13 protein-coding genes are annotated in these 13451 nt (G+C 34.8%); all 13 read left to right on the forward strand.

Going from position 1 to position 13451, the window contains the following annotated elements:
* The first annotated feature begins 1 nt into the window (after window position 1).
* The 13 genes from P177_RS18990 to P177_RS19050 all read left to right on the forward strand — a co-directional run bounded on the left by P177_RS18990 (window position 2) and on the right by P177_RS19050 (window position 13435).
* Complete coding sequence (locus P177_RS18990; RefSeq protein WP_036157403.1) at window positions 2-1048, forward strand: VWA domain-containing protein; 1047 nt, start codon at window positions 2-4, stop codon at window positions 1046-1048.
* On the forward strand, window positions 1041-1901 hold the full coding sequence (locus P177_RS18995; protein WP_036158823.1) for a tetratricopeptide repeat protein: 861 nt from the start codon (window positions 1041-1043) through the stop codon (window positions 1899-1901). The genes P177_RS18990 and P177_RS18995 overlap by 8 nt, the downstream gene beginning before the upstream one ends.
* Window positions 1902-1960: 59 nt before the next feature.
* A complete protein-coding gene (locus P177_RS19000; protein WP_051941921.1) occupies window positions 1961-3685 on the forward strand; it encodes a BatD family protein in 1725 nt (574 codons plus the stop codon).
* A gap of 2 nt (window positions 3686-3687) precedes the next feature.
* Entirely contained in the window at window positions 3688-4449 is a 762-nt protein-coding gene (locus P177_RS19005; RefSeq protein ID WP_036157406.1) for a tetratricopeptide repeat protein, read from the forward strand.
* A gap of 58 nt (window positions 4450-4507) precedes the next feature.
* Window positions 4508-4801, forward strand: coding sequence for a hypothetical protein (locus P177_RS19010; protein WP_036157409.1), 294 nt, complete (start codon window positions 4508-4510; stop codon window positions 4799-4801).
* A 69-nt stretch (window positions 4802-4870) separates the two neighbouring features.
* A complete protein-coding gene (locus P177_RS19015; RefSeq protein ID WP_036157412.1) occupies window positions 4871-6463 on the forward strand; it encodes a SulP family inorganic anion transporter in 1593 nt (530 codons plus the stop codon).
* Between the two features lie 38 nt (window positions 6464-6501).
* Complete coding sequence (locus tag P177_RS19020; RefSeq protein WP_036157415.1) at window positions 6502-7329, forward strand: universal stress protein; 828 nt, start codon at window positions 6502-6504, stop codon at window positions 7327-7329.
* A 15-nt stretch (window positions 7330-7344) separates the two neighbouring features.
* Entirely contained in the window at window positions 7345-7974 is a 630-nt protein-coding gene (locus P177_RS19025) for a carbonic anhydrase family protein (protein WP_036157418.1), read from the forward strand.
* 168 nt (window positions 7975-8142) lie between these two features.
* The gene (locus tag P177_RS19030; protein ID WP_036157421.1) at window positions 8143-10017 is read left to right on the forward strand and encodes a SulP family inorganic anion transporter; all 1875 of its coding nucleotides are present in this window, start codon (window positions 8143-8145) and stop codon (window positions 10015-10017) included.
* A 71-nt stretch (window positions 10018-10088) separates the two neighbouring features.
* Window positions 10089-11108, forward strand: coding sequence for a phenylalanine--tRNA ligase subunit alpha (pheS, locus tag P177_RS19035; RefSeq protein ID WP_036157424.1), 1020 nt, complete (start codon window positions 10089-10091; stop codon window positions 11106-11108).
* Between the two features lie 9 nt (window positions 11109-11117).
* Window positions 11118-11513, forward strand: coding sequence for a hypothetical protein (locus P177_RS19040; RefSeq protein WP_036157429.1), 396 nt, complete (start codon window positions 11118-11120; stop codon window positions 11511-11513).
* A gap of 242 nt (window positions 11514-11755) precedes the next feature.
* A complete protein-coding gene (locus P177_RS19045) occupies window positions 11756-12247 on the forward strand; it encodes a GbsR/MarR family transcriptional regulator (RefSeq protein WP_036157432.1) in 492 nt (163 codons plus the stop codon).
* Window positions 12248-12349: 102 nt separating this feature from the next.
* Window positions 12350-13435, forward strand: coding sequence for an efflux RND transporter periplasmic adaptor subunit (locus P177_RS19050; RefSeq protein WP_036157435.1), 1086 nt, complete (start codon window positions 12350-12352; stop codon window positions 13433-13435).
* Window positions 13436-13451: the final 16 nt, after the last annotated feature.

The raw sequence follows: 13451 nt of genomic DNA on the forward strand, positions 1-13451 counted from the left end.
TATGATACAGTACGACGAAAAAATATATTTTTATTTACTCTTTATCATACCGGTGATAATAGTGCTGTTCCTTTTGTTATTGGTATGGAAAAAAAGAACGCAAAAGAAATTTGCAGATGCTGACCTTTTAAAAAGGTTAACGCCTAACCGTTCTTATAACAAAGGGGGTTTAAAACTGGTCGTTTTCATCCTTGCATTGGCATTACTGATCATAGGTTTGGTCAACCCAAAAATTGGAACAAAATTAGAAACGGTAAAGAGAGAAGGTGTAGATATCGTATTTGCGGTAGATGTTAGTAAAAGTATGCTAGCGGAAGATATTGCGCCTAACAGAATTGAGAAAGCCAAAAGATTGGTTTCTGAAATTATAAATCAATTGGCAAGTGACCGTATAGGAATTATAGCCTACGCCGGTCAAGCATACCCACAACTACCCATTACAACTGATTACGGCGCAGCAAAAATGTTCTTGCAAGGTATGAATACAGACATGCTTACGTCTCAAGGTACCGCTATTGATCAAGCTATTGAATTGGCTACTACATATTATGACGATGTAGAACAGACAAACCGTGTATTGTTCATTATTTCTGATGGGGAAGACCATTCTGAAGGGTCTACATTAGATGCCGTAGAAGATGCCGTTGATGAAGGCATTATCATTTATACTATTGGTGTAGGTAAGGAAAAAGGAGCGCCAATACCTATAAAAAGAAACGGAATTTTAGAAAGCCTTAAAAAAGATAGCCAAGGTGAAACCGTAATCACAAGATTAAACGAAAGTGTTTTAGCGGATATTGCAAGTGAAGGTAATGGTGAATATATAGATGGTTCTAACACAGATACCGCAGTAGAATATATAAAAGAAGAATTGTTGAAAATGGACAAGAAGGAATTTGAAGCCAAACAATTCGCAGAATATAAAGATCAGTTTCAGTGGTTTATTGGCGGGGCATTGTTGCTTCTCTTTTTAGATATTTTTATCTTGGACCGCAAGACAAGCTGGTTAAAGAAACTCAATTTGTTCAATGAGAAAAGAAATGAATAAAATAAGCACAGTACTATTATTGTTTTTTGTTTGCTTGTCATCTTTTGCTCAAGAGGTTGATGAGAAAGAAAAAGAGAAAGCCCTAAGGTCATCTACAAACTATACATGGGATGCCAATAAGGCATTATCAGAAGATAATTTTATTGCGGCAGAGGTGGATTATAGAAAAGCAATTTCCAAAAGTCCCGATAATAGTGCAGCTCCTTATAATTTAGGGAATGCGTATTACCAAAATGAAACGTATAATGAAGCCTTTGGCAGGTTCAAGGAAGCTGGGGAAGCTTCTACCTCTAAAGCTGACAAGCATAAGGCTTACCATAATATGGGTAATGTTTTTATGAAGCGTAAAGATTATGCAAAAGCGGTTGAAGCCTACAAAGAGGCCTTACGCAATGATCCTACCGACGAAGAAACCCGTTACAATTTAGCTTTGGCCAAAGAGCTTTTGAAAAAAGACCAAGACGAGAACAAGCAAGACCAAGACGATAAGGATAAAGACAAAGACGACAAGGACGAAAACAAAGACCAAGATCAAAAGGACGAAGGGGAAAACGAAGATAAAAAAGATCAAGGCGAAGATGGTGACAAGGGAGACGAAGGTGATAAAGATGAAGAGAAAAAAGACGATGGTAAAGATGGTGAAGGTGATAATGAATCTGACCAAAAGAAAAAACCTGAACAAGGAGAAGGAGATAACGAGCAAAATCAACAACAACCTAAACCTAATCAACTCTCTAAGCAGCAGGTAGAGAATTTATTGAGAGCCATGCAAAATGCAGAGAAAAAGGTTCAAGATAAAATTGATGCCAAAAAGGTAAAAGGTGCTAAAATTAAAACCGAAAAAGATTGGTAGACTTTAAATCCATAACAAAACTTGGGTTAGTATTAACCGTTTTTCTATCATCTATATGGATGATGGGCCAAAATAACAGCGGAGTAACTTTTGAAATGAAACTGAGCAAACCAAAGCTTGGCCTAAACGAAAGATTACGCGTTGATTTTGTTATGAATCGTGATGGCGATAATTTTAGTCCGCCAGATTTCAACGGATTCAAAGTAGTTATGGGACCTTCTCAATCTATTAGTTCTTCATGGATCAATGGTGTAAGAAGCTATTCTAAATCATATTCCTATACACTGGCACCTACTGCAAAAGGTAAGTTTTCTATAAAACAGGCTTCTATTTTTATTGATGGTGAGACCTATAAATCTCTAGCACAAGATGTTGTAGTTACTGCAGCCGTTGACAAACCTAGTGATCAAATGACCGCAGATGATGTAGCAGATGAAAATCTACATTTGATTGCCGAGGTTTCAAAAACAAATCCGTATTTGAATGAAGCTATTACCGTCATTTATAAGCTATATGTGAGTCCAAATATCAGCGTATCCAATTACCAGCCTTTAGATAACCCTACCTATAATAATTTTTGGAGTCAAGATATAAAGGTAAACGGGCTTAGCGCACAAAATGGCACTTATAAAGGAAAGCCTTACAGGTATGCTATCTTAAAACGCGTTGTTCTTTACCCACAAAAATCTGGAAAATTAAATATTGAACCCCTTTCTCTTGATGTTACGGTAGACGTACCTACCGGAAGAAGAGATTTCTTTGGTCAAAAAATGTATGCCCAAACAAACAAAACTGTATCTGCCGGTAATAGAACGATTAATGTAAAACCCTTGCCATTAGATAACCAACCTGCAGATTTTAATGGTGCCGTTGGTGATTTTGATTTTGCAGTGACCACAAGTAAGACCAACTTAAATGCAACAGAATCTTTACAGGCTACCGTAGAGGTAAGCGGTAAAGGAAATTTAAAATTATTTAAACTACCGGAACTTGAGTTACCCAGCGCATTGGAGGTTTATGAACCTGAGTTCACAGAAGGTGTAAGAACTACGCTAGCAGGTATGCAAGGTAAGGTGAGCAATCAATATACCATCGTACCTTCTTTTAGAGGAAAGTACCCAATTTCACCTTTGAGCTTTAGTTATTTTAATCCGTCCACCGGAAAATATACCACGTTAACATCCGATGAAATCGTTATCAATGTTTTAGAAGGACCTTTAAGTGCTTCTTCCAACTCCAATACTGCTTCTAACAGCAATAAGCAATCTGTTGTTAGTAGCGGTAATGAATTCAATTTTTTGAAACTAAGCCCTAACCTAACTAACAAATCTGTTTCTTACTTTTTTGGTTCCACATCATTTTACATGTGGTTATTTTGCCCGCTATTATTAATTCCTTTAGCTATTGTTTTTAGGAAGAAAAGAGATGCTATTGCCGGTGATGTCGTTGGTAATAAAATTAGAAAAGCCAATAAGCTTGCACGAAAATATTTATCTGCCGCCAGGAAACAATTGGGCAATAAAGATTCTTTCTATGTAGCTCTTGAGCGTGCACTTCATAACTATTTAAAGGCGAAGCTAAAAATTGAAACTTCTGAATTTAGTAAAGATAAAATTACAGAGCTGCTTAAGCAAAGACAAATTGATGACACTACCGTAGATAGTTTTATAGCACTTCTTAAAAACTGTGAAGCTGCACGATATAGCCCATTTTCTGACGTGCAAATGCAAGCCGATTATGATAAGGCAAGTGAGGTAATTTCCATAATGGATAAACAATTATAAGTATGTTCAAAAAGTTAGCCACCATAATAAGTCTTTTTGCGGTTCTCTTTTGTACCGCTCAGAACACCAAATTGTTCGAGCAGGCTACGGTAGCATATAATGCAGGCGAATATGACAAGGCTATTACCTATTACAATGATATACTTGATAACGGTGAACACTCTTCCGCAGTTTATTACAACTTAGGTAATTCTTATTATAAGCTTAATAAAATTGCCGAAAGTATCTATTTTTACGAAAAGGCATTATTGTTATCACCTAATGACCAAGAAATAAAGACCAACCTTAGCTATGCTCAGAATATGACCATAGATGCCATTGATATTATGCCAGAAACGGGTTTATCTAAATTATATAAAGACGTAACAGGTAAATTAACTTTTGATCAATGGGCGTATGTAGCCATAGCTTTCATGCTACTTTTTGTTCTTTTGTATATCCTTTTTTATAATTCAAATTACGCTACAAGAAAACGTTTTACATTTATTGGTAGTTTACTTGCCCTTTTCCTATGTATATTATCCGTTTTGTTTGCTTTTATTCAACGTAAAGATTTTGACGAGAATCAACCAGCAATAATTTTTGCAGAAGAAAGTATTGTTAAGTCTGAGCCCAATAATACAAGTGAACAAGTGTTTTTGATTCATGCAGGAACTAAAGTCAATGTTTTAGACCAGTTAGATGATTATAATAAAATTAGATTATCAGACGGAAAAACTGGATGGATCCAAAACAACGAACTTAAACTGTTGAAGGATTTTTAGAACATTGTTAACAGTTTTTAACGGTTTCCGTACTATCTTTACAATTGATTTTTAGTATATGACTTTTTTCGCACGCATTACATTACTACTGTTATGGCTTTTTGCAGTTACTGCACCAAGCATCATAACCCTATGCGATGTTGAAAACCCCATTGTAATAACCAATCTCAACGAAGAAGAACAAGAGTCTGGTAAAAAAACAATAGGCGAAGAAAAGTTCGTTAAAGAAAATTCATTAGATTTTTCAATTGTTGCTATTTACGAAAATTCGATAATTAGCAACTTTAATATGAAAGGTTACCAAGACCTATCACTTGAAGTTTTATCTCCCCCGCCAGATCAGGCTATTTAGTCATTTCCATTTTTTATCAATTAACTAATCTGTCCTACAATAATTTTAGGGCATAATTATATTATTTACATGTTTAAACATATCAAAAATGATATTCCCGCGAGTATCGTTGTATTTTTCGTAGCACTACCTTTATGTCTAGGTATTGCTTTAGCCAGTGGAGCACCATTATTTTCAGGAGTAATTGCTGGTATTATCGGCGGTGTATTAGTCGGTGGTCTTAGCGGTTCTAAAATAGGTGTTAGTGGTCCTGCGGCAGGTCTAGCAGCAATAGTACTCACCGCAATAGGAACTTTAGGCGGTTATGAAAATTTCTTAGTAGCAGTTGTTCTAGGAGGTATAATCCAAATTATATTCGGGATTTTAAAAGCAGGGGTCATAGGCTACTACTTTCCTTCTTCAGTAATTAAAGGAATGCTTACCGGTATCGGTATCATCATAATCTTAAAACAGATTCCTCATTTTTTTGGTTATGATCCTGATCCAGAAGGAGATTGGGCATTTTTTCAAGTGGACGGAGAAAATACATTCTCAGAAATTTTAAATACTATTAATAATATTAGTCCTGGAGCTACATTAATTGCTATTATAGGCCTATCTATTCTTCTACTTTGGGACAAGGTACTTTCTAAGAAAGCTAAAGTGTTTCAAATTATTCAAGGACCTTTAGTTGCTGTTGCCGTTGGTATTATATTTTACGTTCTAACCCAAGATAGCGAAGTATTGGGAATATCTAAAGATCACCTAGTTAAGGTACCCGTACCAGATGACGTTTCATCTTTTATTGGTCAGTTTAGCTTTCCAAATTTCAGCGCTATTACCAATCCGAAAGTTTGGATCACTGCCTTTACCATTGCTTTGGTTGCCAGTTTAGAAACTTTGCTTTGTGTTGAGGCAACCGACAAGTTAGACCCTCATAAGAATGTAACACCGACAAACAGAGAATTACTTGCCCAAGGTGCAGGTAACATAGTTTCTGGTTTAATAGGTGGTCTTCCTATTACTCAAGTAATCGTACGTAGTTCCGCTAACATACAATCTGGTGGTAGAACCAAATTATCTGCCATTATTCATGGTTTCCTTTTACTGATTTCTGTAATCTTGATTCCAACATTGTTAAACATGATTCCGCTATCGGTTTTAGCCGCTATTTTATTTATCGTAGGATTTAAATTAGCTAAACCAGCCTTATTCATAAAAATGTATAAATTAGGGTGGAAACAATCTATTCCATTTTTTGTAACAGTTATTGGTATTGTTTTTACAGATTTACTAGTCGGTATTAGTTTAGGTCTTGCCGTAGGTATCGTTGTTATTTTATTAAAGAGCTACCAAAACTCTCACTTTCTCCATATTGAGGACAATAGTGATGGTAAGCATAAAATTAAAATGACCTTAGCAGAAGAAGTTACTTTTTTCAACAAAGGTGCTATTTTAAAAGAATTGGACAGTCTTCCTCAGAATACATACTTAGAGCTTGATGTTTTAAAGACAAGATTCTTAGATTATGATATCATAGAAATATTAGAAGATTTCAGCCATAAGGCCAAAGAAAGAAATATTGACATTAAGCTTATTTCCAAGCGTGGTGTGGTAGAAAATCCGCCAAGTTATATTCAGTTCTTTGAGCAACGACCAAAATCAGATCTAAGCTTAAGCTAATCGAATTCAATTGTTTTCAATTAACTAAAAAGATAGACATGGATAAAAAATATAAAATTGCCGTATTCTCAGACATGAAAGAGTCTTTAGGGAACACGCTAAAGAGTACGCTTAGCCTGGCTAAGATGCTTAATGGGGATATTACCATTTTTCATGTTAAAAAAGCATCAGAAGTAGTTACCGAAGACAGTAATCTTTCAGCAATTAGATCCCTAAATAGCGAGTTCATTACCATGGACAATGATATAAACAAGATTGTTACAGCTTATTCAAAAGATTTTGGCGTAACCATGTCTTATTCATGTGCTATTGGTAATCTAAAAAACGAGATAGCTACTTATATAGAAAAAGAGAAACCAGATTTTATAGTACTAGGCAAAAGAAAGTCTAGTTTTTTTAATATTCTTGGTGATAACTTAATACCTTTTGTTTTAAAGAAGCATAAAGGACCTATATTTTTAACCGACGAGTTGAATGTTTTAGATTATGGTAATGACCTTTCTTTAGGAGTTCTAAGTAATGCCGAAGAAATTTCAATAGCTGATTTAACTAAAGATTTATTGCTTTATTCACAAAAACCTTTAAAGTCATTTAAAATATTAAAAAATAAGATAGTATTAAACAAACCCGATACAGCTAAAGAAAGAAAAGAGGTATCCTTCGAATTTGAGAAAAATGCCAATTCTATTAAAAAGATATCAACTTGTATCACTAAGAATAAGATAAATCTCTTATGTATCAATAGGTTTGAAAACAAAAAAAATAAGGAGGGCAAATCTCTTTCTATGCCTGCAAATATTAGTGAACTAATAAATAACATCAACGTTCCACTTTTATTAATGGGCCAAAATAATTATACATCATAACAAAGAATAAAATATATGAAAGCACATACTAAAGAAACTCAAGCAACGATGACCCCTAAGAAATCTTTAGATTTTTTGAAGGAAGGAAATCAGAGATTTCAGAGTAACCTAAAGGCAAATCGTAACCTTTTAGAACAAGTAAACGATACTAGCGAAGGTCAATTCCCTTTTGCTACCATATTAAGCTGTATAGATTCTAGAGTGTCCGCTGAATTGGTTTTTGACCAGGGATTAGGAGATATTTTTAGCGTTAGAATAGCTGGTAATTTTGTAAACGAAGATATATTGGGTAGTATGGAATTTGGCTGTAAACTAGCCGGTACCAAATTAATTGTAGTTTTAGGCCATACAAGTTGTGGAGCCATCAAAGGTGCCTGTGACCATGCCAGATTGGGTAATTTAACCGCCTTGATCAACAAAATAGAACCAGCTGTTGATGCTGTTAAAGAACCTGCAGATGAGAGTTTAAGAAATTCTAAAAATTTAGATTTCGTAGACGAGGTTTCCGCTAAAAATGTAGAAATGACCATAGATAACATTAGAACTCAAAGTCCGGTTTTAGCCGAAATGGAAAGTAATGGTGAAGTTATGATTGTTGGTGCCATGTATGATATTGCTACAGGTGCCGTTGAATTCTACAACTAAAACCAAAAGAAAAATAGTAATCTTAAAACCGGTGTTTTTACATCGGTTTTATAATACCATAAAATCAATCAATTATTCGCAGCCAACGAATATTTTTATTTAAAAACGAGATAAACCGGTAGACAAAGGATGCCATTCTATCTCACTAAAATTGATTAATTTAATTGTATGAAGAATCTATTTTCAAATTTCAAAGGTGATTTATTTGGCGGAATTACCGCAGGTATTGTTGCTCTACCCTTAGCATTAGCTTTTGGCGTTAGCTCAGGATTGGGGCCCAGTGCCGGATTGTATGGCGCAATTTTCATAAGTTTCTTCGCGGCACTTTTTGGTGGAACTAACACACAAATTTCTGGTCCTACCGCACCTATGACCGCAGTAAGTATGGTGGTAATAGCGGGTATCGTAGCTACAAACGATGGTAGCTTAGAAAAAGCACTGCCAGCTATTCTAGTAGTTTTTTTATTAGCTGGCTTAATACAAATAGGCTTAGGGCTTTTAGGTATAGGTAAATACATTAGATACATTCCATATCCCGTAGTTTCTGGTTTTATGACCGCAATTGGTGTTATCATTCTGGTAACACAAATTTTACCTGCCATTGGCTATTACCCAAAAGAAGATGCCGAATTTGTAAAGATTTACAAACCTATGGCTGAGCAGGTTATTTTAGAAAACATATTAAAAGAAGAAGCCGGCGAAGGTGTTTTAGTTCTTAATGATTTTAAGGAAACAATTTTCAAAGCTGAAGATATTACAGAAGCAGACAAGCTAAAAGAAGCGCAGACCTTAGCAAACTCTGAAGCATCAGGAGTAATAGGCGCTATTAAAGTATTACCAAGGGCATTAAATAATATTAATTGGCTAGAACTTATTCTTGCTCTTTCTACCATCATTATTATTTATGGCTTTAAGAAAATTACCACAGCAATACCTAGCGCACTGGTCGCCCTTATCGTAGTATCTGGTGTGGCTTATGGTTTTGGTTTGAAGTATAGACCTATTGAAGAAATACCTAGCGATTTTCCTATGCCAAATTTGGGCATTTTTACCGAGTTTGATTTAAACTCTGTAACTCCATATATTTTTACCGCGCTTACTTTAGCTTTACTTGGAGCCATTGATTCTTTACTTACATCCGTTGTCGCAGACAATATGACCAAAACAAAGCATAAGCCAAACAAGGAATTAGTTGGTCAAGGTATAGGCAATAGTATTGCAGCAGTATTTGGCGGTATACCAGGTGCCGGTGCCACTATACGTACGGTAGTAAATATTAATGCAGGTGGTAAAACCAAACTATCTGGTATGATGGCTAGCATTCTATTACTTATTGTTCTTTTAGCTCTTGGACCGATCGCTTCAAAAATTCCAGCTGCGGTTCTTGCGGGTATACTTGTTACCGTTGGACTTGGTGTAATGGATTATAAAGGCTTGAAGGCTATACCAAGTTTACCAAAAGATTTGAGTATTGGTCCTTTTAAATTTAGTTCAGAAGTAGTAATCATGCTAGTGGTCTTGATACTTTCTTCCATTTGGAATTTAGTATATGCCGTGGGTGTTGGTCTTGTCATTGCTTCTTTAATGTTCATAAAAAAAATGGGGGATTTAACCGCAGAACGCTCAGATGTAAAGTCATTGGAGAAAGAAGTCAATTGGCCAGATGAAGCTGCTTTTCCCTTAAGCCTGCAAGAAGAAGTTTTTATAAAACATTTAAAAGGACCTTTATTTTTTGGATCTACTAGTGAGTTTCAACATTTGGCGGACCAAATACCGGAAACGGCATCTACCGTTATCATTAGAATGGGTAGAATGGAATACATGGATCAATCTGGTTTGTATACCTTGGAAGATGTTTTGATCGGACTTAGAAAATCTGGTATAGATATTTTGTTTGTTGATGTACTTAATCAGCCACGCTACATGATGGAACGTGTAGGTGTAATTCCTGATTTAATTCCTGAACAATGCATTTTTAACACCTTTGATGAATGTCTACTATGGGTAAAGTCTAATGTCAAAGACAAATTCCCGACTTCATAGGCTATCAAAACCCTTAAAAACATATCATACGTGTTTTAAAAGTTTTAACTTTGCGGCTTTAATCAACATTCATGATTGATAAGATAAAAGAAGAAATCGCTACAGTAGTATCGTTCACTGCTGACAACTTGGAAGCCGTTGAAACGTTCCGTATAAAATATTTAGGCAAAAAAGGTATTCTTAACGACTTCTTTGCGGAGTTTAAGAATGTACCTAATGAGCAGAAAAAAGAGTTCGGTCAAACTATTAACGAACTTAAAAATGCAGCTACAGAAAAAGTAGAATCTTTAAAACAGGCTTTAGAAAATAACCAAACCGATGAACAGGTATATGGCGATTTAACCAGACCTGGAAACCCTATTGAGCTAGGATCACGTCATCCTATTTCTATAGTAAAGAATAAAATCATTGATATTTTCTCAAGAATTGGTTTCAATGTTTCTGAAGGTCCAGAGATTGAAGATGATTGGCATAATTTTACTGCGTTGAACTTGCCAGAGTATCATCCTGCAAGAGATATGCAAGATACTTTCTTCGTACAAACAGATCCAGATATCCTTTTACGTACACACACCTCATCTGTACAAGTGCGTTATATGGAAAACCACCAACCTCCTATCCGTACAATATCTCCGGGAAGAGTATATAGAAACGAAGCTATTTCAGCAAGATCCCACTGCTTCTTTCACCAGGTAGAAGGTTTGTACATTGATAAAGATGTTTCTTTTGCCGATCTAAAACAGACACTTCAATATTTTACTGCAGAGCTGTTTGGAAAGTCTAAAATTAGATTGAGACCTTCTTACTTTCCTTTTACAGAACCAAGTGCAGAGGTTGATGTTTACTGGGGACTAGAAACAGAGACTGACTACAAGATTACTAAAGGTACTGGTTGGTTAGAGATTGGTGGGTGCGGTATGGTAGACCCAAATGTGCTTACCAATTGCGGGCTAGATCCTGAAATATATTCTGGCTTTGCCTTTGGTGTAGGTATTGACCGTATAGCTATGCTTCTTCATCAAATAACAGATATTCGTTTATTAAGTGAAAATGATCTACGCTTTTTAGAGCAATTTAAAAGTGCCCTTTAACAACGTTTCGTGAAAAAAGATATTGAAATACCTATTGTTAAAGATGTATACGTTGCCATTATTAGAGAATGGAACGAAGAATTCTTGGGCAAGGATTGGAATGCTTATATCATTAATGATAAGGATATTGCAATTGAAATGACCATGGTTGTGTCTAAGGGTTATGACGGTGATCGTAAAACATCTATTATGAGGCATAATTTGGGGTTAGTTGAACCAAAATCTTTTAAGAAAATTGAAGTGGTTCAAGAAGATGTTTTAGGATTGAACAATGAGTTCTTTGTCACCTTTTTTGCAAACGGCACTTTACACGACAAACGATTTGTATTTGAAAAAAACACGGTGACCGAATCAAATTTAACTACTATTCCTCTAATTAAGAAAGAAGGTATTTTTGCCTTATAAAAAACCTCTTTCATAATAATAATCACTCCAAGTTACTAAGTACATTCTTTTTTCTATTAAAAGAAACCACGTTTTTAAATGCCCACACAGTTAAAAATATCTTTTATTGAATTAATTTTCAAATAGTTAGCATTTATCTTTGTGACTGTAACAAAAGTTTAACAAGCTTTAACAAAATTTAAGTTCTTTTAGTTTGTTTGTAGACGAACTAACTATACCTTTGTCGCTTCAATTTTAGTCATATGAGTAAAGAAGAGATAAAAAATAAGCTAATAGAAGAACTGGGAGTTCATTTCGAATCTGAATATGATTTGCCTCCATTAGCTGCCAGAATCTTTGCGAACTTGGTTATTACAGAAGAAGAAGGGTTAACCTTTGAAGATTGTCTTCTAAAGAGAGGCGCTAGTAAAAGTTCTATTTCAACATCCTTAAATCTTTTATTACAAATGGATTTTGTAAAGTATTTTACAAAATCTGGTGATCGTAAACGATATTTTAAGGTTGCTGAAAAGAATACTTTCTTCATTAAAAAGCTTAATCGTTCATTAACAAAACTTGAAAGAGAGAGTGAAATGGTTCGTAAAATTACCGCTTATAATGAAGAGTATAGACCTGATAAACATGAAGAAAATAAAAACAAAATTACAGTTTACGTTAAATGTATCGATGATATGACATCAAGCCTGAAAACCACAATTGCTGCATTAAAACAACAACAAAAAGAGCTAAAATAATTTTTTATATCCATTTGGTTCGTTTTTTACCGAACATTCCGAATTAACAAAACCTTAACAAGTCCAAGCAACTATTTTAATACAAATAAACATCCATCTAAAATGAAGAAATTATCAATTATAGGATTATTAAGTGCAACTCTTCTTTTGAGTTCCTGCTTTAGTTCATCAGAAAAACCGGCAGAAGGAGCAGCCGCACCTCCACCACCAAGTTTAAAAGTCGAAGCACTGAAAAAGCAAGATTTAACTACATACAACGAATTTTCAACCACTTTAGAGGGTAAACAAAATGTTGAGATTTGGCCTAAAGTTTCTGGTTTTGTGCAAAAAATATATGTGGAAGAAGGTCAGAAAGTCAAAAAAGGACAACTACTTTTTAAATTAGAGACCCAAACTCTAAATCAAGATGCTAATGCAGCTAAGGCTTCAGTTAACGTTGCTCAAGTAGAAGTAGATAAGTTAAAGCCTCTAGTTGAAAAGAATATCATCAGTAGCGTACAGTTAGAAACAGCTAAAGCACAACTTGCTCAAGCAAAAGCGAGTTATCAAAGCGTTGCTTCCAATATCAACTACGCTAATATTTCAAGTCCTGTTGATGGTTATATTGGTGAAATTCCATATCAAATGGGTGCTTTAGTAAGTTCTTCGATGACACAACCTTTAACTACGGTTTCTGACGTTAGTGTAGTTCGCGCCTATTTTTCTATGAGTGAAAGAGAAGCTTTGAACTTTAAGTCTTCATTACCTCAAAATAAAGACCACCTAATTAACCTAAACAAAGCACCTGAAGTAAAATTAGAGATGATAAATGGTGCAGATTATGCAAAACCAGGAAAAATTGCAATGGTTAATAACATAATAAATAGTTCTACAGGTAATGTAACAGCTAGAGCAGATTTTGAAAATCCAAATAATATACTAAGTAGCGGAAGTACCGGTAAAATAAAAATTCCAACAATTTATGAGGGTGTCTATGAAATACCACAAGTTGCAACGATAGATTTACAAGGTAAAAAATTGATATATGTTTTAAAAAGTGACAATTCAGTCACAACTATGCCAATTGATATTATTGAGAACACCCAAAAAGGCTATATCGTTAAAAATGGTATAGAACAAGGAACAACTATTGTAGTTGAAGGTGTTACAAAAATAAAAGACGGAATGACAATTACACCAGTAAAGTAAGACTTTCCAAAAAATC

The sequence above is a fragment of the Maribacter forsetii DSM 18668 genome (genome assembly GCF_000744105.1).
GTDB classification, from domain to species: Bacteria; Bacteroidota; Bacteroidia; order Flavobacteriales; family Flavobacteriaceae; genus Maribacter; species Maribacter forsetii.

Bases quoted from the DNA above. Each gene is read 5' to 3' on its own strand.
- P177_RS19030 (WP_036157421.1), top strand. From the start codon at position 8,143: ATGAAGAATCTATTTTCAAATTTCAAAGGTGATTTATTTGGCGGAATT.
- P177_RS19010 (WP_036157409.1), top strand. From the start codon at position 4,508: ATGACTTTTTTCGCACGCATTACATTACTACTGTTATGGCTTTTTGCA.
- P177_RS19020 (WP_036157415.1), top strand. From the start codon at position 6,502: ATGGATAAAAAATATAAAATTGCCGTATTCTCAGACATGAAAGAGTCT.
- P177_RS18995 (WP_036158823.1), top strand. From the start codon at position 1,041: ATGAATAAAATAAGCACAGTACTATTATTGTTTTTTGTTTGCTTGTCA.
- P177_RS18990 (WP_036157403.1), top strand. From the start codon at position 2: ATGATACAGTACGACGAAAAAATATATTTTTATTTACTCTTTATCATA.
- P177_RS19050 (WP_036157435.1), top strand. From the start codon at position 12,350: ATGAAGAAATTATCAATTATAGGATTATTAAGTGCAACTCTTCTTTTG.
- pheS (WP_036157424.1), top strand. From the start codon at position 10,089: ATGATTGATAAGATAAAAGAAGAAATCGCTACAGTAGTATCGTTCACT.
- P177_RS19025 (WP_036157418.1), top strand. From the start codon at position 7,345: ATGAAAGCACATACTAAAGAAACTCAAGCAACGATGACCCCTAAGAAA.
- P177_RS19000 (WP_051941921.1), top strand. From the start codon at position 1,961: ATGATGGGCCAAAATAACAGCGGAGTAACTTTTGAAATGAAACTGAGC.
- P177_RS19005 (WP_036157406.1), top strand. From the start codon at position 3,688: ATGTTCAAAAAGTTAGCCACCATAATAAGTCTTTTTGCGGTTCTCTTT.
- P177_RS19015 (WP_036157412.1), top strand. From the start codon at position 4,871: ATGTTTAAACATATCAAAAATGATATTCCCGCGAGTATCGTTGTATTT.
- P177_RS19045 (WP_036157432.1), top strand. From the start codon at position 11,756: ATGAGTAAAGAAGAGATAAAAAATAAGCTAATAGAAGAACTGGGAGTT.